General features: G+C 57.7%; 21 protein-coding genes. 14 read left to right on the forward strand and 7 right to left on the reverse strand.

Annotation, left to right across the window (positions count from 1 at the left end):
* Window positions 1–3: 3 nt before the first annotated feature.
* Both ASF29_RS06350 and ASF29_RS06355 read right to left on the reverse strand, forming a co-directional pair.
* Window positions 4–591, reverse strand: a complete 588-nt coding sequence (locus tag ASF29_RS06350; RefSeq protein ID WP_156462550.1) for a hypothetical protein — start codon at window positions 589–591, stop codon at window positions 4–6.
* A gap of 105 nt (window positions 592–696) precedes the next feature.
* On the reverse strand, window positions 697–1,911 hold the full coding sequence (locus ASF29_RS06355; RefSeq protein ID WP_062449670.1) for an NADP-dependent isocitrate dehydrogenase: 1,215 nt from the start codon (window positions 1,909–1,911) through the stop codon (window positions 697–699).
* A gap of 213 nt (window positions 1,912–2,124) precedes the next feature.
* Between ASF29_RS06355 and ASF29_RS06360 the strand changes: the two genes are divergently transcribed.
* From ASF29_RS06360 to ASF29_RS06395, 9 genes are all read left to right on the forward strand, one after another.
* Window positions 2,125–2,655, forward strand: coding sequence for a hypothetical protein (locus ASF29_RS06360; protein WP_062449672.1), 531 nt, complete (start codon window positions 2,125–2,127; stop codon window positions 2,653–2,655).
* A 77-nt stretch (window positions 2,656–2,732) separates the two neighbouring features.
* A complete protein-coding gene (locus tag ASF29_RS06365; RefSeq protein ID WP_062449674.1) occupies window positions 2,733–3,563 on the forward strand; it encodes an RNA methyltransferase in 831 nt (276 codons plus the stop codon).
* A complete protein-coding gene (murI, locus tag ASF29_RS06370; RefSeq protein ID WP_062449676.1) occupies window positions 3,544–4,374 on the forward strand; it encodes a glutamate racemase in 831 nt (276 codons plus the stop codon). The genes ASF29_RS06365 and murI overlap by 20 nt, the downstream gene beginning before the upstream one ends.
* A 373-nt stretch (window positions 4,375–4,747) precedes the next feature.
* Window positions 4,748–4,984: a DUF1127 domain-containing protein gene (locus ASF29_RS23845; RefSeq protein ID WP_082453406.1), complete on the forward strand. Its 237-nt coding sequence runs from the start codon at window positions 4,748–4,750 to the stop codon at window positions 4,982–4,984.
* A gap of 115 nt (window positions 4,985–5,099) precedes the next feature.
* On the forward strand, window positions 5,100–5,351 hold the full coding sequence (locus ASF29_RS06375) for a type II toxin-antitoxin system RelE/ParE family toxin (RefSeq protein ID WP_244473500.1): 252 nt from the start codon (window positions 5,100–5,102) through the stop codon (window positions 5,349–5,351).
* A gap of 12 nt (window positions 5,352–5,363) precedes the next feature.
* Complete coding sequence (locus tag ASF29_RS06380; protein ID WP_062449944.1) at window positions 5,364–5,651, forward strand: HigA family addiction module antitoxin; 288 nt, start codon at window positions 5,364–5,366, stop codon at window positions 5,649–5,651.
* A gap of 72 nt (window positions 5,652–5,723) precedes the next feature.
* The gene (locus ASF29_RS06385; protein WP_062449678.1) at window positions 5,724–6,359 is read left to right on the forward strand and encodes a LysE family translocator; all 636 of its coding nucleotides are present in this window, start codon (window positions 5,724–5,726) and stop codon (window positions 6,357–6,359) included.
* Window positions 6,360–6,402: 43 nt separating this feature from the next.
* Window positions 6,403–7,281 carry an EamA family transporter gene (locus tag ASF29_RS06390; protein ID WP_062449680.1) on the forward strand — a complete coding sequence of 293 codons (879 nt, stop codon included), beginning with the start codon at window positions 6,403–6,405 and terminating at the stop codon, window positions 7,279–7,281.
* A gap of 126 nt (window positions 7,282–7,407) precedes the next feature.
* The gene (locus ASF29_RS06395; RefSeq protein WP_062449682.1) at window positions 7,408–8,925 is read left to right on the forward strand and encodes an ATP-binding protein; all 1,518 of its coding nucleotides are present in this window, start codon (window positions 7,408–7,410) and stop codon (window positions 8,923–8,925) included.
* A 230-nt stretch (window positions 8,926–9,155) separates the two neighbouring features.
* Here ASF29_RS06395 and ASF29_RS06400 read toward each other — a convergent pair whose 3' ends face one another.
* Window positions 9,156–10,145 (reverse strand): TerC family protein, encoded by a 990-nt coding sequence (locus ASF29_RS06400; protein WP_062449683.1) that lies wholly within the window; start codon window positions 10,143–10,145, stop codon window positions 9,156–9,158.
* Between the two features lie 449 nt (window positions 10,146–10,594).
* Here ASF29_RS06400 and rpsD point away from each other — a divergent pair, with 449 nt between their 5' ends.
* A complete protein-coding gene (gene rpsD / locus ASF29_RS06405; protein ID WP_062449685.1) occupies window positions 10,595–11,212 on the forward strand; it encodes a 30S ribosomal protein S4 in 618 nt (205 codons plus the stop codon).
* Window positions 11,213–11,411: 199 nt separating this feature from the next.
* Here the strand turns inward: rpsD and gph are convergent, their stop codons facing one another.
* Window positions 11,412–12,101 (reverse strand): phosphoglycolate phosphatase, encoded by a 690-nt coding sequence (gph, locus tag ASF29_RS06410; RefSeq protein ID WP_244473501.1) that lies wholly within the window; start codon window positions 12,099–12,101, stop codon window positions 11,412–11,414.
* Window positions 12,102–12,303: 202 nt separating this feature from the next.
* Here gph and rpiA point away from each other — a divergent pair, with 202 nt between their 5' ends.
* From rpiA to ASF29_RS06430, 4 genes are all read left to right on the forward strand, one after another.
* Complete coding sequence (gene rpiA, locus ASF29_RS06415; RefSeq protein ID WP_062449689.1) at window positions 12,304–13,002, forward strand: ribose-5-phosphate isomerase RpiA; 699 nt, start codon at window positions 12,304–12,306, stop codon at window positions 13,000–13,002.
* A 17-nt stretch (window positions 13,003–13,019) separates the two neighbouring features.
* The gene (locus tag ASF29_RS06420) at window positions 13,020–13,616 is read left to right on the forward strand and encodes a DUF2059 domain-containing protein (RefSeq protein ID WP_062449691.1); all 597 of its coding nucleotides are present in this window, start codon (window positions 13,020–13,022) and stop codon (window positions 13,614–13,616) included.
* Window positions 13,617–13,747: 131 nt separating this feature from the next.
* Window positions 13,748–15,136 (forward strand): glutathione-disulfide reductase, encoded by a 1,389-nt coding sequence (gene gor, locus ASF29_RS06425; protein ID WP_062449693.1) that lies wholly within the window; start codon window positions 13,748–13,750, stop codon window positions 15,134–15,136.
* A 210-nt stretch (window positions 15,137–15,346) separates the two neighbouring features.
* Window positions 15,347–16,723: a 3-deoxy-7-phosphoheptulonate synthase class II gene (locus ASF29_RS06430; RefSeq protein WP_062449695.1), complete on the forward strand. Its 1,377-nt coding sequence runs from the start codon at window positions 15,347–15,349 to the stop codon at window positions 16,721–16,723.
* Between the two features lie 120 nt (window positions 16,724–16,843).
* Here the strand turns inward: ASF29_RS06430 and ASF29_RS06435 are convergent, their stop codons facing one another.
* From ASF29_RS06435 to radC, 3 genes are all read right to left on the reverse strand, one after another.
* Window positions 16,844–18,574: a pilus assembly protein TadG-related protein gene (locus ASF29_RS06435; RefSeq protein WP_062449697.1), complete on the reverse strand. Its 1,731-nt coding sequence runs from the start codon at window positions 18,572–18,574 to the stop codon at window positions 16,844–16,846.
* 1 nt (window position 18,575) lies between these two features.
* A complete protein-coding gene (locus ASF29_RS06440; protein WP_062449698.1) occupies window positions 18,576–18,998 on the reverse strand; it encodes a TadE/TadG family type IV pilus assembly protein in 423 nt (140 codons plus the stop codon).
* 156 nt (window positions 18,999–19,154) lie between these two features.
* Window positions 19,155–19,955 carry a DNA repair protein RadC gene (gene radC, locus ASF29_RS06445; RefSeq protein WP_348271305.1) on the reverse strand — a complete coding sequence of 267 codons (801 nt, stop codon included), beginning with the start codon at window positions 19,953–19,955 and terminating at the stop codon, window positions 19,155–19,157.
* Window positions 19,956–19,991 lie beyond the last annotated feature (36 nt).

Raw genomic sequence — 19,991 nt, forward strand, 5'->3', positions numbered from 1 at the left:
GTATCAGGTACAATCTGCGAGAGATATCTTAGCCCACTCGTTCTTGATGCCTTTGTCACGCGCCAGGATTTTAACACAGGTTCCAGCTTGGATCACGCCGACAACAGGATTATCTCCATCATCCACGGGCGTATTCTTTAGTCTTATATTTGCGCTCCAGCGTGCTTTGATAATGTCTTCCACATCGAAGGTGCTTTTTCCCGATTTAGGGTCGAAATTTGTGTCGGCATATTTGGTTGCGGGAATGCGGGAGAGTGCCACCCAGCCAAGCGGTTGCCCCCCTGTTTCAGCTACGGCGCCTTCTACGCGTTGTGGCACCATGACGTTCATGATGTTTTGTATCTGTTGATCCGTAAGGTTTCCGCACATCCGGCCATAATTGCCAATTCTATACAGAAGTGAGTCCTTGGCCTGATCTGTTGCTTGCTGTTTGACGGCGGAGTCGATCAGACCTGTGAAAAATGCGTCGCATTGTTTAATATGCTCCCCCGTATGCTCTTGCCATGTCAAATAAAGGGTTATGATTGCTACGGCGGCAACAAGCGCGCCCTTGAGAACAATATCACTGAGTTTATGCAATGTATCCAGCATAACGGTTGCCTTATTGAAATAATCAACCATTACTAGAAATAAAGTCAAATGCAATAAAAAACCCGGCGCGGAGGCCGGGTTTTCGTATTCATTCCGTCGTCCAGATCACGCAGACATGGCAACCTTCAGGTTTTCATCGATCTTGTCGAGGAACGCCGTCGTGGAGAGCCAAGGCTGGTCAGGGCCGATGAGCAGTGCCAGATCCTTGGTCATGAAGCCAGCTTCGACAGTGTCGACGCAGACGGTTTCCAGCGTGGAGGCGAAACGTGCCAGTTCGGCATTGTCGTCCAGCTTGGCGCGGTGAGCGAGGCCACGGCTCCAGGCGAAGATCGAGGCGATGGAGTTGGTCGAGGTTTCCTGACCCTTCTGGTGCTGGCGGTAGTGGCGCGTAACCGTGCCGTGCGCAGCTTCAGCTTCTACCGTGCGGCCATCTGGCGACAGAAGAACGGAGGTCATCAGGCCGAGCGAGCCGAAGCCCTGCGCAACCGTATCGGACTGCACGTCGCCGTCGTAGTTCTTGCACGCCCAGACGTAACCACCGGACCACTTCAGAGCGGAGGCAACCATGTCGTCGATCAGGCGGTGCTCATAGGTGATGCCGACTTCGTCGAACTTCGCCTTGAATTCCGTCTGGTAGATTTCTTCGAACAGGTCCTTGAAGCGACCGTCATAGGCCTTGAGGATGGTGTTCTTGGTGGACAGGTAGACCGGCCACTTGCGCATCAGGCCATAGTTCATGGATGCGCGGGCGAATTCGCGGATCGATTCGTCGAGGTTGTACATGGCCATGGCAACGCCAGCGCCGGGCGCGTCGAACACGTCCTTCTCGATGACCTGACCGTCTTCACCAACGAACTTGATGGACAGCTTGCCCTTGCCGGGGAACTTGAAATCGGTTGCCTTATACTGGTCGCCGAAAGCGTGACGGCCAACGACGATCGGCTTGGTCCAGCCGGGAACGAGGCGCGGTACGTTCTTGCAGATGATTGGCTCGCGGAAAATAACGCCGCCCAGAATGTTGCGGATCGTGCCGTTCGGGCTCTTCCACATCTGCTTGAGGTTGAATTCCTTGACGCGATCTTCGTCTGGCGTGATCGTCGCGCACTTGATGCCGACGCCGTGCTTCTTGATGGCGTGGGCCGCATCGACCGTTACCTGGTCGTTGGTAGCATCACGGTTTTCAACGGAAAGATCGTAATATTCGATATCGAGATCGAGGTAAGGCAGGATCAGCTTGTCCTTGATGAGCTGCCAGATGATACGGGTCATTTCGTCGCCGTCGAGATCGACGACCGGATTGGCTACCTTGATCTTTGTCATGAATTCCTCACCTTCGAGAACGATTGCGCCGGGAGGGCGCGATATGCAAAAAATATCCCGTGGCGCTATAGCATCGTGTGCGGCGAAGGCAAAGCCATGGGTGTGCTTTTTTGGTGTTTCTAAAACACGCGCAGATGCATTGCCAAAACACAGGACGCAATTACAGTCTGGCGAATCGCTTACGTAGGGTAAGCCTTATTCCAGGACACCATCATGCGGAACATTCTGCTCGCCACCGCCGCCATTTTCCTAGCCACCAACGCCTTTGCGGCAGACCCGACGGAGCCGGTCAAAAAGGTGATGGACATCACCGTCAAGAACTGGTCGGGCGAGGCGGATGACTGGAAATACATCTTCGACGAGGATCTGCTGACCACGCTGTTCAGCAAGGCCTTCGTGGCGCAGTACCGGGAAGCGTCCAAGAAGCCTGCCTCGGATGTGGAGAGCGGCGATAAGGGCGATCCCTTCGGCTATGACGTGGTCACCAATTCGCAGGATGGCTGCCCGTTGCAGGACATCAGCATCACGCCCGCACCGGCCAAGGATGGCGTGACGGATGTCACCGTCAAGTTCAAGCTGTGGGCCTGCATGGATGAGGCGGAGATGAAGGCGACCGTGGATCAGGTCAATTTCGACGTGATCGAGGAAGATGGCAAGCCCGTGATCAACGACATTCACCGCGTGGGTGACGAGGGTCGTGATTCCCTCGTTCAGGAGATGACCAACATCATCAAGGGAGAATAAGCGGCTTTTGCGGGCCGCTGCCTTTGATTTGTCCAGAAAACTGTGCCAGTGAAACGCCGAAATATTGGAAGGCGACGATGGCAGGTACAAACAGCGAGCTTGAGCTTCTGGCAGAAGGTCCGGCAATCATTCTGGTCGAGCCCCAGTTGGGCGAAAATATCGGCATGGTGGCACGTGCGATGGCCAATTTCGGTCTGGCCGAGCTGCGGCTGGTCAATCCGCGTGATGGCTGGCCGAACGAAAAGGCGCGGTCTGCCGCCTCCAAGGCCGATCACGTCATCGATAATACGCGGGTGTTCGACACTATCGAAGAAGCGACGGCTGACCTGCAATTCACCTATGCCACGACGGCGCGGGAGCGTTATGGCTTCAAGCCGGTGCGTGCGCCTGTGGTCGCGGCTGAGACGCTTCGCGTCAAATTCAAGTCGGGTGAGAAAACCGGCATCCTCTTCGGTCGTGAACGTTGGGGCCTGACTAATGAGGAAGTGGCGCTGGCAGATGAGATCGTGACCTTTCCGGTCAACCCGGCCTTTGCCTCGCTCAACATAGCGCAGGCCGTGCTGCTGATGTCCTATGAGTGGATGAAGTCAGGCATGGAGGATTTGAGCCAGACGCTGTTCGAACCTCTCAAGCAGAAGCAGGCGACGAAGGAACAGCTTTACGGTCTTTTCGAACAGCTGGAAGAAGCGCTGGATGCGCGCGGTTACTTCCGGCCGGAGGGAAAGAAGCAGCGCATGATCGAAAATCTGCGCGCCGTTCTGTCTCGCCGGGCGCTGACTTCTCAGGAAATCAGCGTGTTGCGCGGCGTGTTCGGTACGTTCGACAAATATGGCCGCCAGACACCACGCGGCAGCAACGGTCCTTATGCTGACGGGAGCACTGCGGACAATGACGGCGACAACGCATAATTCCGTAGAAACGACACTCAAGCCGGTCCTTGTGCTGGATAGCGGCATCGGTGGGCTGACTGTTTTGCGCGAAGCGCGGGTGCTGATGCCGGAGCGCGGCTTCATCTATATTGCCGACGATGCGGGTTTTCCCTATGGCGGCTGGGAAGAGGACGCCTTGCGCGAAAGGCTTTTGGCCCTGTTTGCGCGCCTGATCGAAACCCATCAACCGGAAATCTGTATCGTCGCCTGCAACACGGCCTTTACGCTGGCTGGTGCGGCTCTGCGCGAGAAATTTCCTGACATGACCTTCGTGGGCACGGTGCCCGCCATCAAGCCCGCGGCAGAGCGCACGCATTCAGGCCTCGTCTCCGTGCTCGCCACACCCGGCACGGTGAAACGTGCTTACACGCGTGATCTCATCCAGTCCTTCGCCTCGCAATGTCATGTGCGCCTCGTCGGCTCGGAAAATCTCGCCCGCATGGCGGAAGCGTGGATTCGGGGGGAGGCGATTTCGGACGAGGCGGTTCTGGCGGAAATTTCGCCATGCTTTATCGAGGAAGAGGGCAGGCGAACGGATATCGTCGTGCTGGCCTGCACGCATTACCCCTTCATGGCCAATGTTTTCCGCCGTCTTGCCCCATGGCCGGTGGACTGGCTGGACCCTGCGGAGGCCATTGCCCGCCAGGCGCGGCGAAAGGTCGAGCTGGTCGAGGGTGCGGAGCATCCCGAAGGTTTCGACGTTGCGATTTTCACCTCCGGCCAGCCGGACTTCACAACGCGCCGTTTGATGCAGGGTTTCGGACTGAAGATTGCCGCGCCAACGGCGTGACTGTTGTATTTTTACATCGTCTACCGATATCGATTGCAATTCGAGATTGCGCATCTTGAAATGTGAAAAGAGCTGTGTCACAAAACTCAGGCTCGCAACTCAAACCATCAGGAGGCGTATACAATGAATACATTTATGCATAATTGCCTCTCTGGCGTAGCTCGACGGATGCCAACGGTGTTGACCGTGATTATTGGCGCATCTCTTCGATAAAAGTCCTGTTCTCAGGCTTTTCTCTGCCGAAAGGCATTTCACACACTAAACACGTTGCAAATCGATCTGTCGTAGCAGCATAGCTGCGTCCGTCGTTCTTGCGCGTCTTTTCTCATCACGAAAGGACCTGGTCGCTTGATCGCGCCGGGACGGATTTCCTATGTCCAATGAACAATCATTACGTGTAAATGACGTTTCGAAAGCGGTTGACGACCTGTTCCGGCATTTCGGTGTCTGGACGACATTCAAGGCTATGCTGTTTGTCGCCTGGCAACACCGTCAAACGCGACTGCATGTCTCGCATCTATCGGATCACATGCGTCGTGACATCGGCCTTCCTGTAAGAAAACCACTGCCGGGCCAGCCGCTGATACCACCCTGGTTCCCGCGCTTTTGAGGGAATAGCCCTCCGTCTGGCTTGCTGGCGGAGGGGGTTTTGCAGAAAGTGAATTGTAACGTGAGGCGATACGCGATACAGTCAGTTTCATGATCGTCAGTTTTCGACATAAGGGTTGGAAGCCTTCTATCTGCTAGGAACGACGAAGGGCATTCAGAACGCGCACGCAGCAAAACTCAGACGAATTTTGACTCTTCTGGATGTCGCTGCAAGTGCAGCCGAAATCAATCTGCCCGGTTTCAAATTGCATCCTCTGAAGGGAGATTTGAAGGGGCACTGGTCGATATGGGTCAACGGCAACTGGCGTGTGACATTTCGATTTATCGACAACGATATCGAACTTGTCGATTATCAGGATTACCACTGAAGGAGCGATATGATGATGAAATTTCCTTCCCACCCCGGCGAGTTGTTGCGGGAAGACGTCATCGGCGCGCTCGAGCTTTCGGTGACTGAGGTCGCAAACAGGCTGGGCATGTCTCGCGTTTCGCTGTCTCGCGTTTTGAACGGAAGGGCAGGGATTAGTCCTGACCTAGCTTTGCGCCTTGAACGCGCCGGCGTCAGCACTGCCAGGGCTTGGCTTGCCATGCAGGCGAATTACGATCTGGCACAGGCCATGCAGCGTCACCAGCCACCCGTGCGTCCACTGGATGACAAGGCGGCGTAAACGGAAATTAGCGCTTGATATCCTTTCGGCTTGGTGGCTTGCTCCGGTTTTCGCTACTCGGAGGACGTCCCAATGCCGATTGAAAACTGGCTGGCCTTTGCGGCCGCATCTGCCGTCATGCTCGCAATTCCGGGCCCGACGATCCTTCTGGTCATTTCCTACGCGCTAGGGCACGGTCGCAAGGCGAGTACCGCCACGGTTGCCGGTGTTGCGCTGGGTGATTTTACGGCTATGACGGCATCCATGCTGGGACTGGGCGCCTTGCTGGCCACATCGGCGACTTTGTTCACCGGTCTGAAATGGGTGGGTGCTGCCTATTTGATCTATCTCGGCATCAAGCTATGGCGTGCGCCAGTCATGGGGCAGGGGGTGGAGGCGTCCGATGGTGCGGCTAAGGAAAGCCCCTTGCGGATTTTCCTGCATACCTATGTCGTCACTGCGCTGAACCCGAAAAGCATCGTGTTTTTCGTGGCCTTCCTGCCGCAGTTTCTGGTGCCGACACAGCCATTCTGGCCGCAGGTGCTGATCTTCGAAGCGACCTTTCTTGTGCTTGCCACCTGCAACGCGGAGCTTTATGGACTGTTGGCAAGTGCTGCCCGCAACTCCATTCGCAAGCCCAATGTTCAGCGCATCGTCAACCGTACAGGCGGTAGCCTGCTGATCGGTGCTGGCCTGCTGACTGCCGGTTGGAAGCGCGCCGCCGGTTAAGAACGCCGCAATCCCATGCGGCACCCGATTGGATAAAAACAAAATGGCCGTGCCGCATATCCTCCTCGCCCTCGTTACCGTGTTTTTGTGGGGCTTCAACTTCGTTGTCATCAAGGTCGGCGTCATGGATATGCCGCCATTGTTTCTGACGGCCCTGCGCTACTTCTTTGCCGCCGTTCCGCTCGTCTTCTTTTTACCGCGCCCGAAAGTGCCGTGGCCGCATATGGTCATCTACGGCATGGTTATGGGCTGTGCGCAGTTCGGTCTTCTTTATACCGCCATTAAATGGGGGCTTCCCGCCGGGTTGGCGTCGCTGGTCATGCAGTCGCAAGCCTTTTTCACCATGGCGCTGGCGGTGACGTTGCTGGGTGAAATTCCGCTGAAATCCCATGTTGCGGGTGCCGCCGTGGCATTCGGCGGTCTGGCCGTGATCGGTCTGGAGCGTCTGAACATCAGCGCCATGGTGCCGCTTTTGATGTGCGTCGGCGCTGCCTTCAGCTGGGCCATCGGCAATATCGTCAATCGCAAGGTCGGGCGCGTCAATGCGGTCTCCTTCGTGGCCTGGACGAGCCTCGTGCCAGTGTTGCCGCTGGTTGCGCTTTCGCTGGTGCTGGAAGGTCCGCAGGCGATTTCGGCAGGATTGGCGTCCGCGAACCTGATGACGGTGCTGGTCGTCGTTTACATGGCCTACGGTGCGACCATCGTTGGCGCGGGCATCTGGAGTTTCCTTCTGCTACGATATCCAGCAGGCACCGTTGCGCCATTTTCGCTTCTGGTGCCGATCGTCGGTTTTCTTGGTGCGTATTTCGCTTTTGCCGAGGAAATCACATTGCTGGAGGTCATTGGCAGCGCGCTGGTGGTGGCAGGCTTGGCGCTGAATGTGTTCGGTCGCCGACTATCTTGGGGACGCGTTGCGTCCTGAAGAAGGATGATATTCCCTGTGCATTGTTGCGATAGGCAGGGGTATTCGGTTAAAACTTTGGTAAAGAGATGGTTCGCGCGGCGTGAGCCAGCGCATCATCCATTCTAAGTCGCAGGGACAGTCACAGTGCAGGTCGGTATCGACATGGGAACTCTATCGGGCGGGCAGGCGGCCAAGCTCGATATTGAAGAATTGCTTGCCACGCGTTTGCTGGTGCAGGGCAATTCCGGTTCCGGCAAATCGCATCTCCTGCGCAGATTGCTGGAGCAATCCGCCCCCTGGGTGCAGCAGGTCATCATCGATCCCGAAGGCGATTTCGTTACGCTTGCCGATAAGTTCGGCCATGTGGTTGTCGATGGCGAGCGCACCGAAGGCGAGCTGGCAGGCATCGCCAACCGCATCCGCCAGCACCGCGTTTCCTGCGTTCTAACGCTGGAAGGGCTCGATATCGAGCAGCAGATGCGCGCCGCCGCCGCCTTCCTCAACGGTCTCTTCGATGCCGACCGCGAGTTCTGGTATCCGGTGCTGGTCGTGGTGGACGAAGCGCAGATGTTTGCGCCTTCTGTTGCCGGTGAGGTGACGGAAGACGCGCGCAAGATGTCTCTGGGCGCGATGACGAACCTCATGTGCCGTGGCCGAAAGCGCGGTCTGGCGGGCGTTATCGCCACGCAGCGTTTGGCAAAGCTTGCCAAGAACGTGGCGGCTGAAGCATCCAACTTTCTGATGGGCCGTACCTTCCTCGATATCGACATGGCGCGCGCCGCCGATCTCTTGGGCATGGACCGTCGTCAGGCGGAAATGTTCCGTGATCTCCAGCGCGGCAATTTCGTGGCGCTTGGCCCGGCGCTGTCGCGCCGTCCGCTGCCGATCGTGATCGGTAACGTCGAGACCTCGGCGCGGTCCTCCTCGCCGAAGCTGATGCCGCTGCCCGACTCGCCGCAGGATGTTGAAGACCTGATCTTCACGCCCGACCCCGAAGAGTTCAACCGCGCACCCGTGCGCCGCACGCCGCCCGCACCGCGCCCGACAACGGATATTCTGGCGGAGCTTTCTCGCTCCACGCCTGCCATTGGCGGGCCAGAGCCGCAGCAGCCGCAACGCAGCAGCCAGCCCGAAATGTCGTCTGAAGAGCGGACGGAGAAGATTTCGCTGGTGCTGACCGAAATCATGGATGATCCGCAATCGGCCTATCGCACCGATGCGGTGCTGTATCAGGAGTTTCTGGTGCGCGCCCGCATGCGCCGCATTCCCGGCACGCCCATGGCGCTCTCGGAATTCCGTCGGCAGGTGGCTATCACCCGTTCCGGCGTGGATGCGGAGATGGCGGCCAGCGAAGACTGGCAGAAGGCGCTGGAGCTTTCGAAGAACGTTTCGGATGATCTGCAGGGTGTGTTCCTGCTGCTGGTGAAGGCCGCACTTGGCGAAGAGCCTTGCCCGTCTGACGCCCGGATTGCCCGGGCCTATGGCACGCATTCGGCGCGACGTGCGCGTATGTTGCTCGGCTATTTCGAGGAGAAGGAACTGGTGGTGGTGCACGCCGATTTTTCCGGCAAGCGTATCGTTGCCTTCCCCGACCTCGACGCAAAAACCGCGCCCGGCGATGCGGACGCGGCTGAGGATATTGCGAAGCTGGCGGCTGAGTAGGGTGTTTGGATTGTTTATCTCTCCGTCATGCCGGGCTTGACCCGGCATCCAGCAGACGCGCGTCTGCGCGTCGCAAGACACTTCTCGCCCTGTGCCCGACAAATGAGTCTTCTTGCCTTGCAGACGCAAGGCGGCTGGACCCCGCATCAAGTGCGGGGTGACGGAAGAGATAGATATGCGCGAAAAAAAAGGCGGGTTTCCCCGCCTTTCTTCATCACGATCAAACGTCCTTAAACCTTGTCGATGACCTTCGTTTCCTTGCGCGTAGCCAGCAGCGAGCCGACGACGCCTGTCACGAGAATGGTGACGGTGATGCCCAGCGAAAGGGCCGGCGGGATCTTGGCGATACCCAGCATATCAGCCACGAAAATCTTGGAGCCGACGAAGACCAGAACCGCAGCCAGCGCATATTTCAGATACGCAAAGCGGTGGATCAGGGCAGCCAGTGCGAAGTAGAGCGCACGCAGGCCAAGGATCGCGAAGATGTTCGACGTGTAGACGATGAACGGATCGGTCGTGATCGCGAAGATCGCCGGGATCGAATCTACCGCAAAGATAAGGTCGGCGATTTCCACCATGATCAGCGCGAGAAACAGCGGTGTCACGAAGGTCTTCAGCTTGCCGGTCTTTTCATCGACTTCCTTGACGATGAATTTTTCACCGTGCAGCGCATTGGTCACCGGCAGGTGACGGCGCAGGAACTTCAATATCTTGTTGTTGCCGATGTCGTTTTCATCATGATCCGACGAAAACAGCATTTTGAGACCGGTAAAGACCAGAAACGCGGCGAAGATATAGAGAACCCAGTGGAAGTTTTCGACGATGGCAGCACCGGCGGCAATCATGATGCCACGTAGGACGATGACGCCGAGGATACCCCACAACAGCACGCGGTGCTGATATTGGCGGGGAATGGCGAAGTAGGAAAAGATCATGGCGATGATGAAGATATTATCCATCGCCAGGCTTTTTTCGACAACGAAGCCGGTGACATATTCCATGGCCGACTGCTGGCCGGACTGGTACCAAATCCAGCCGCCGAAGGCCAAGCCAATGGCGATGTAGAAACCGGACATCAAGAGACTTTCGCGCATGCCGATTTCCTTGGAGTTCTTATGCAGAACGCCAAGATCGAGAGCGAGAAGACCCAATACGAGAGAAATGAAGACGGCCCACATCCATGTGGGCGTGCCGAGAAAATCCGAAAAGAGGAAGTCCATCAGTCAACCTTTAGCCGGACGAGGTTGGCTTTACGGATGGGGAACGTGCGATAGATATAACGTGGCCCCAACCTTAAGAAACTCGACATCGCGTATTGTCCGGTAATACGCCAGAGGGGCCCGAGTTCTGATCACGACGATGAAATAATGTGGCAAAAGACAGTTTCAAGGGATATTGCGATAAAAAATGAGATCGGCGTGTTTGACAAATTTGTGAGATGTGTCTAGAAGCCGCTCAACACCGGGCAGCAATGCTCGGTGTGTTTCGTTGACTGTCTTGCAGTTTCATTACTGACGTTCGGTAGTCAACATCACCGACATGTCCCGTGGCTTCTCCATTCGCAAATGTGAGAAACCTGTCAGAGGTCCTTCATCGGACTTCAGAGGAGGGCGTGTTTCCTTGATCCGGTTTGGCAACAAACCGGTGTAACATTCTGAAAGGAAATACGATGAGCAAGCGCGAATCGTCTAAGTATAAAATTGACCGCCGCATGGGCGAAAACATCTGGGGTCGTCCTAAGTCCCCGGTAAACCGCCGCGAATACGGCCCAGGCCAGCACGGCCAGCGCCGCAAGGGCAAGATGAGCGACTTCGGCACGCAGCTGCGCGCCAAGCAGAAGCTCAAGGGCTACTACGGTGAAATCCGCGAGAAGCAGTTCCGCGCAACCTACGACGAAGCTAACCGTCGCAAGGGTGACACCTCCGAGAACCTGATCGGTCTGCTCGAGTCCCGTCTGGACGCGATCGTATACCGCGCAAAGTTCGTACCGACCGTTTTCGCTGCTCGCCAGTTCGTAAACCATGGCCACGTCACGGTTAACGGCGTTCGCGTCAACATCGGTTCTTACCGTTGCAAGGTCGGCGACGTTATCGAAGTTCGCCAGAAGTCCAAGCAGCTCGTTACCGTTCTGGAAGCTGTTGCTCTCGCTGAGCGCGACGTTCCTGATTACGTCGAAGTCGATCACAACAAGATGGTTGCGACTTTTGCTCGCGTACCGGCTCTGTCTGACGTTCCATACCCAGTTGTCATGGAACCACACCTCGTGGTCGAATTCTACTCGCGTTAATCTGCAAGTAGCACTATTGAAAAAGCCGCCCTTTGGGGCGGCTTTTTTGTTGGGCGGTTTTGGGGTTACTCACGTAACTCCCCGTCATCCTTGGGCTTGTCCCAAGGATCTAACCACGTCGCATCCGCAGAAGCGTGATTAGATCCTCGGGACAAGCCCGAGGATGACGGAGGAGAGGTTTGCGGGATTTATCAGCGTGTCAGGCCGCAGCAACCCGCTTCGCGATCAACCGCTCGATCAGCGCCGCATCCAGTTCGTCGTAGCTGTCGATCACCACATCGGGTCCAAGCTCAGCCATAGGTACATCCGTGTAACCGAACGTCACACCAACAGAGGGAATGTTGGCGTTCTTGGCGGATGCGATGTCGTTGAAGCTATCGCCGACCATCACACTCTTGGCCAGATCGCCGCCTGCCTTTTCGATGGTGCCGGTGATGTGGCGGGCGTCCGGCTTGCGCCATTCAAACGTGTCACCGCAGGTCGTGGCTGCGAAATAGTGGCTGAGACCCAGTTTCTCCAGAAGTGGTATCGCCAGAGCTGTCGTCTTGTTGGTGCAGACGGCGAGCGTGAAGCCTGCCGCTTTCAATCTGTCCAGCGCTGCGACGATGCCGGGGTAGGGCACGCTTTGTCCGGGCATCTGCTCGAGATAATGCGCGAGGAAGCGCTCATAAAGCGGCTCGAGTTCTTCATCGGACAGTGGTTTTTCGCGAAGCGCAAAGGCGCGCTTGATCATGACGCGCGCGCCGTGACCGACGAGATGTTTGAGGTCTGCGTAGGTGGTGGGCGCAAGACCGGCTGCGGCAATGGCGTAATTCAGGCTGTCGATCAGGTCGGGTGCGGTATCGACCAGTGTTCCGTCGAGATCGAATATGACGAGGGGAGAAGTCAAGGCATGCCTCATGTGCTGTGTATTATCGCGCTAACGCTAAGCAAAGGCACCGTCTTTTGCAACGAAACCTTTGGATCGTCATGGGTTGCCGCCCGAAAGGGCTTTCGTTTGCTATTCTTCCCGTGTAAACACCTCGCCAGCGTCAGGAGCCCTTGATGGGTCGAGGCGCGGATCGCCTGAACAGACCGGAGTTTGCAGCCGCATGGATGCCCGCGAAATGAAGATCAAGGCCGCAGAGGCGGCGTTGTCCTATGTCGAAGACGGAATGCGTCTTGGTATCGGTACGGGCTCCACGGCAGAAGAATTCGTTCGGCTGCTGGCCGAGAAGGTCTCTTCCGGTCTCAAGGTTCAGGGCGTGCCGACTTCCGAGCGCACGGCGCGGCTGTGCGTGGAACTCGGCGTGCCGCTGAAGTCGCTGGACGAGCTTCCGGAGCTGGATCTGACCATTGACGGCGCAGACGAGGTCGACCATGGGCTGCGTCTGGTGAAGGGCGGCGGCGGTGCATTGCTGCGCGAAAAAATCGTTGCAGCCGCTTCATCTCGCGTCATCGTGATCGCGGATCAGAGCAAGGTGGTGGATACGCTGGGCGCGTTTCCCCTGCCCATCGAAATCAACATCTTCGGCCAGGTCGCAACCTGCATTGCCATTGAAAAACTGGCTTCAAAGCTTGGTCTTTCGGGCGAATTGAAGTTGCGTTCGCTGGAGGACGGTCCCTTCAAAACGGACGGTGGACACCTCATTTTCGACGCATCTTTTGGCCGTATTCCTGATGCAGAAGCACTGGCACGCGAGCTGAACACCATACCCGGTGTTGTCGAGCACGGACTTTTCATTAATCTGGCATCGCTTGCCATCATTGCCGGGCCGGATGGCGCCCGCGTGATGCAGGCGAAAAAATAACAGGAGCGAGAGATTTCATGATCAAACTTGCGGGACTGGGCAAAGCTGCCGCTGCTTCGATCCTCATTTCCGGCATCGTGTTCGGCACCGCCGTTCGTGCGCAGGAAATTTCCGAAGAGCACGTTGCCGCTGCAAAGCAGGCAATTGCGGCTCTGGGCGTGACCGACCGTTTCGACGACATTCTGCCAGGTCTTGCAGAGCGTCTGAAGGCAGAGCTCATTCAGGCTTCGCCGAATGTTCAGGACGCGATCACTGAAACCGTCGACGCAAAGGCACTGGAACTTGCACCACGTCGCGCCGATCTGGAACGCGAAGCTGCCCTGACCTACGCACGCGCGTTCTCGCTGGATGAACTCAAGGCCATTTCGACCTTCTACAGCAGCGATGCTGGCAAGAAGCTGCTCAAGGATGGCCCGATTGCCACGCGCGAGCTGATGAAGGCTGCCGACATCTGGGCTGCTGGCATCAACCGCGATCTCAACACCTCCAGCATGACCGAACTTCAGAAGGTCGCTGGTGCAGACCTGCAGCCGCTGCCAGCCAACAGCGCCAATATCGGCGGTGCACCGGGCGCGCCTGCGGCCGCAACACCGGCTGCCAAGCCAAAGCCCTGATCGGCATCATCTCCATTCAGAATTTTTCAAAGCCCGGATTTCACTCCGGGCTTTTCATTTGTGCGGTGTGCCACCTATATGAGGTGCATATCGGGGAAGGCTTGCCCCTCCCATCCATCAGAGGCTGATCCATGACATCTTATGACTACGACCTTTTCGTTATCGGCGGCGGTTCCGGCGGTGTGCGCAGCGCCCGTGTTGCGGCCTCGCTCGGCAAACGTGTCGGTATTGCTGAAGAGTACCGCTATGGCGGCACCTGCGTCATAAGAGGCTGCGTTCCGAAGAAACTCTTCGTCTACGCTTCGCAATTTCCCGAGCATTTCGAAGATGCCGCCGGTTTCGGCTGGACCGTCGGGCAGAGCAGTTTCGACTGGAAGAAGCTGATTGCGGCCAAGGACAAGGAAATCGAGCGGCTGGAAGGGCTCTACCGCAAGGGTCTTGAAAACGCCAAGGCCGATATTTTCGACAGCCGTGCCGAACTGGTCGATGCGCACACCGTCAAGCTCACCAAGACCGGACAGACGGTCACGGCAGAGCGGATCGTGATTGCCGTTGGCGGAACGCCCAATCCGCACGCGGCCCTTCCGGGCCACGAGCTGACGATTTCCTCCAATGAAGCCTTTCACCTGGAAGAGCTGCCGAAATCCATCCTGATTGCAGGCGGCGGCTATATCGCCGTGGAATTCGCCAATATCTTCCATGGCCTGGGTGTCGAAACCACGCTGATCTATCGCGGCAAGGAAATCCTGTCGCGCTTCGATAACGACATGCGGGAGGGCCTGCACACGGCCATGGTCGAGAAGGGCATCCGCATTCTTCTGGAAGACGTTATTCAGGAGGTCAGCACGGATGGGGCAGGCGGTCTCGTTGCGCGCACCAAGCAGGGCCATTCGCTCAATGTCGGCCAGGTCATGCTGGCGCTGGGCCGTGATCCGAACACGCAGGGACTGGGCCTGGAAAATGCCGGTGTCGCGGTCAACGAAAAGGGCGCGATCATTGTCGACGAGTATTCGCGTACCAACGTGCCCGGCATCTTCGCTCTGGGTGACGTCACCGACCGGGTACAGTTGACCCCCGTCGCCATCCATGAGGCGATGTGCTTCATCGAGACCGAGTTCAAGAACAACCCCACCAAGCCGGATCATCATCTGATTGCAACGGCCGTCTTTTCCCAGCCGGAAATCGGCACGGTCGGCATTTCCGAGGAGGAAGCGGCCCGCACGTATGAGGAGATCGAGGTCTACCGCGCCCAGTTCCGCCCCATGAAGGCGACGCTCTCGGGCCGTACCGAAAAGACGATCATGAAGCTCATCGTCAACGCCGCAGATCGCAAGGTCGTGGGCGCGCATATTCTCGGCCACGAAGCAGGCGAGATGGCGCAGCTTCTGGGCATCACCCTGAAGGCCGGTTGCACCAAGGATGACTTCGACGCCACCATGGCCGTTCACCCAACCGCTGCGGAAGAACTTGTGACGATGTATTCGCCGAGCTACCGCATCAGGAACGGTCAGCGCGTGTAAGTTTGGATTTCCCCGGAGCTGAGACGGTAAAGCTCCGGGGATTTTAAATCGGTTAAATTTGCTTTTCTTGCTCTAAGAGGCACAAAAACGGCCGAAACGTCGTGGTGCTTGAAGGATCGGCTTTGCAAAGCCCGTCCTTGAAGCTATAAGCCGCGCAACTTTCGAGATCGCCGCATGAGACAATGTCGGCGTTAAAACCAGGTGGAAAACATGGCACAGAATTGGACGCCCGGTAGCTGGAGACACAAGCCGATCCAGCAGGTTCCCGAATACCCCAGCGCCGCAGCGCTTGCGGCAACGGAAGCAACACTTGCGACCTATCCGCCGCTGGTGTTTGCCGGTGAAGCGCGTCGCTTGAAGAAGCAGCTTGCCAGCGTTGCCGAAGGCGAAGCGTTCCTGCTTCAGGGCGGCGATTGCGCCGAGAGCTTCCTTGAGCATGGCGCGGACAACATCCGCGACTTCTTTCGTGCCTTTCTGCAAATGGCCGTTGTCCTGACCTATGGCGCGCAGCTTCCTGTCGTCAAGGTTGGCCGCATTGCCGGTCAGTTCGCCAAGCCGCGCTCCTCGAACATCGAGTCGCAGAACGGCGTCGATCTGCCGTCTTACCGCGGTGACATCATCAATGGCATCGAGTTCAACGAAGCCTCGCGCATTCCGAACCCGGAGCGCCAGCTGGATGCCTATCGTCAGTCGGCGGCAACGCTGAACCTGCTGCGCGCCTTTGCCATGGGTGGTTATGCCAACCTCGAGAACGTGCATCAGTGGATGCTCGGCTTCGTCAAGGATAGCCCGCAGGCAGACCGTTACCGCAAGCTGGCCAGCCGCATTTCCGAAACCATGGACTTCATGAAGGCCATCGGTATCACGGCGGAAAATCAGCCGAGCCTGCGCGAAACCGATTTCTTCACCAGCCATGAAGCTTTGCTGCTCGGCTATGAAGAAGCGTTGACCCGCATCGATTCCACCTCCGGTGACTGGTATGCCACATCGGGCCACATGCTGTGGATCGGCGATCGTACGCGCCAGCTCGATCACGCTCATGTCGAATATTTCCGCGGCATCAAGAACCCGATCGGTCTGAAGTGCGGTCCATCCTTGCAGCCAGACAATCTGATCGAGCTGATCGATGCGCTGAACCCGACGAACGAAGCCGGTCGTCTGACGCTGATCTGCCGCTTCGGTCACGACAAGGTTGCCGAAAGCCTGCCGAAGCTGATCCGCGCTGTTGAGAAGGAAGGCCGCAAGGTCGTCTGGTCCTGTGATCCGATGCATGGCAACACGATCACGCTCAACCACTACAAGACGCGTCCGTTCGAGCGCATTCTGTCGGAAGTCGAAAGCTTCTTCCAGATCCACCGCGCCGAAGGCACGCATCCGGGTGGCATTCACATCGAGATGACCGGCAAGGACGTGACGGAATGCACCGGCGGTGCACGCACGGTCACGGCAGATTCGCTGTCCGACCGCTACCACACCCATTGCGACCCGCGTCTCAATGCGGATCAGGCGCTGGAACTGGCGTTCCTTCTGTCAGAGCGCATGAAGAGCGGCCGCGACGAAAAGCGTCTGGCCGTTGCCAACGGCTGATAACCTCAAGCATTTGCAAAAGCCGCCGGAGCGATCCGGCGGTTTTTTTATGGGTGCTGTCTGGCTGGGATGACCATGTCGCGTTTGTCGGCATGGTGGTGAGTTCGCTGTGCTTCGTCCTTACTGCACCAGAGCCGGGTGGGCGCAACGCACGTCGGTGACGCGCACGTCGGCCTCGCCGATCTTGATGCCGAGCACCATCAGCGTGTTGTAGAGCAGGGCGTCGATGGGAACGGTGGCCACCGAGAGCGTTTCGGCAAGAGCAGCCTGAACGAGTGTGGGGGAGCCGATCGTCAGAAACAGAACGTTGATATCCACATCGAGATTTTTCAGCAGTGATTTTACCAGCGATGTCGTGGCATCCTTGGTGGATACGCTTTTCACCGTCGCCTGCGTGATGTCGGATTGCTGAAACGTCAGTTTCGTCTTGGTCATGTTGGCGGCGTCGACATGCGCCATGCCGTTGATCTTGAGCACCAGCGAGTCGACGATTGCGGCCTTGGTAACGCGCGGGTCGCGTCCGAAATTGTTGAAACCGGCGGTGTCGACATTGCCCAGCGAAATTTCTGCAATGCCGGGCACGACGTCGACATCCACAGCGCCGGTTCCGTTTGCCGAACAGCGGATATCGGTCAGTTTTGCTTCGGCATTGGCCACCTCGACATAGAGTGGCACATTGACCGACAGACCGAGAAGCGCTTTCAGGCCATCCACTTTTGTGTCGATGGAAAGCCGCGTCTGCGCTGTTCTGACGACAGTGCCGGGCGCACCCAATGCGACGGACGGCGTGCCGACGGGCGGTTCGCCGATGGCAAGGGTAATCTTCGTTCCTGCAAGTCCGGGTACCGTTAGTCCCGCATCGACGCTGACCTGCTTGCCGCCATTGGCTGCCGTAGCGGCTGCGGTGATGAGGTCGAACACACCGGCCTGCACGTTCAGATTTTCGGCATTGCCGATGTGCTTGTCGAGAATGGGTTCCAGCGCCAGCACCTGTTCCAACCGCAACTTGACGGTCGTCTTGTTGAGGGTCTTTTCGAGGTTTTTCAGTGCCGCTGTGACGGTGGGTCGTGTGCCGGTGGCCTTGATCAGCGCGGTGATGAACTTGCCGTAGCCGACTTCCGTCTTCAGCACATCGCGATAGGTGCCCGCCGTCAGGCTGAGGTCGAGCGCCAGGGCATCGATGATCGCGAGAGCATTCACATCGGCGGCGACGAGAGCCTGATAGTCCATCAGATTGAGCGAGACGCCGGTTCCCAGCAGCCCACTCAGCAAGTTGTTGAGCAGGCCATTGTTGAGGCTTGCGACCCTTGATCCAACGGAAAATGCCGCAACCCGCTGTGCCGCTGCTGTCCCCACGGCGGAAATGTCAGGCGCTGTCGTGAAGGTGCCTGCGAAATAGATCCGGCCTTTTTCAACGATGTTGACTTTCACGGCGTTGGTTGGGACGGCCTTTTCCACGAAACGCTGGCCAACGCCGACACTGGCATCTGCGACGTATCGCCCCTGGATGACTTCCGCGTAGCCGTCGCGACTGGAGAAGACAGTGTCGAGGTTAAAGGGAGTGGTGCCGGTATCCGTCAATATGCCGGCTGCCGTTTTGACGGCGATATTGTTGTCGTTGAGCTGGAAATACTGGTAGACGGCCCGCTCGGCATTCGTCGCCGAGGCCGCGGAAATGGCAGCCATGTCGGCGGTGGTCTGCAGGTGACGCTTTTGCAGCGTCAGTGAGCCATAGTCCACCCCCAGCGCAAGCACGCCCATCATCAAGGGTGCAGTGATGCCGGCCATGATGGCGATGTTGCCGGAACGGTCTCGCAGCAGATGTCTGGCCTTGGAAACGTAACCGCGCATATCAAATTCCCCCGATCCGAATGGTCGAAAAACGCCGTATGGTTTTGTCGGGAAGCGCGAAGCTGTAGAGGCTCCAGATCGGCAGGCCCGTCGCGTCATATTCCACGGTCACGGTAAACTGGTTGACATTGTTCGGGTCGCTGCCGACGCGCACATTCACAAGGTTCTTGTCGAGGAAAATGTAGTTCAGCGCGGTCCTGTCGACGAAGTCCTTGGCCAGCGTCTCTCGCTCGGTGCGATTGATGCCTGCGACCGCGGTGCGGGCGGCGTCGGCTGCGACCTGCTGCACGGCATAGGCCGCCGTCAGATATATGCCATAGGCGATCATGGTCAAAAGCACGAGGATGAAGACCGGCGCAACGATGGCAAACTCCACCGCGGCAGAACCGGAGCGATTACGGAAAATTTCTGCCACAGACCTCATGGCGTCCCCCGATCCGAAACATTATTATTTTCGAATAGGCTAAAGTATAGGGATTGATTTTCTGTTAATCGGATAGCTGGCGGCTGTGTCGATCAGACCTGACATCTGTCAGGACATGTACCAAAACGGACCGTCACCGGCAGCACTGTGGAGGCCTCAGATCAGTCGCAGCCCCTTGAAGCTGACATGGCCGTCCTTGCCGATGATGATGTGGTCGTGCACGGCAATTCCAAGCGGCTTTGCGGTTTCGACGATGGTCTTGGTCATCTCTATGTCGGCGCGGGACGGGGTGGGATCGCCGCTGGGATGATTGTGGACAAGGATGATCGCGGTCGATGAAAGCTCCAGCGCCCGTCGCACCACTTCACGCGGATAGACCGGCGTATGGTCCACGGTGCCCTGTCCCTGCACTTCATCGGCAATCAGCACATTGCGCTTGTCGAGAAAAAGAATGCGGAACTGTTCGCGCGCCTCATGCGCCATGACGGCGCGGCAATAGTCGATGACGGATGACCACGAGGCCAGCACCTCCTTTTTGCGAATTTCGCTTTTCAGCATACGCTGGGAGACAGACGCGATGAGCTTGAGGTCGAGAGCCACATTTTCGCCCACGCCCTTCACCTCCTGCAAGAGCGAGATGGGTGCGCCCATGACGCCGCCGAAGGTTCCGAACCGCGCAATCAGCGCCTTCGCGATAGGCTTGGTATCGCGCCGCGGGATGAGCCGGAACAGCAGAAGCTCCAGCAGCTCGTAATCGGCCAGCGCCGCATCGCCATTGTCCCGGTATTTGCTGCGCAGCCTTTCCCGGTGGCCGTGATAATGGGCGACGTCACTGTCCGGGGATACGGGCGGCTCCGCCTTGACCTTGCGGGTCGTCGGACGCGGCTCTGCAAAGAACCCCCGTTCATCCGCAGCTTCGGCAAGTCCGTCGCTGCCGCCCTCGTTGGAAGTGAACAATGTCTTCTGGTCGGCGGGGCGTTTGGCCATCGGCAT

Origin of the sequence: Rhizobium sp. Leaf262, from assembly GCF_001422245.1 — a bacterium.
In the GTDB taxonomy this organism is placed as follows: Bacteria; Pseudomonadota; Alphaproteobacteria; order Rhizobiales; family Rhizobiaceae; genus Agrobacterium.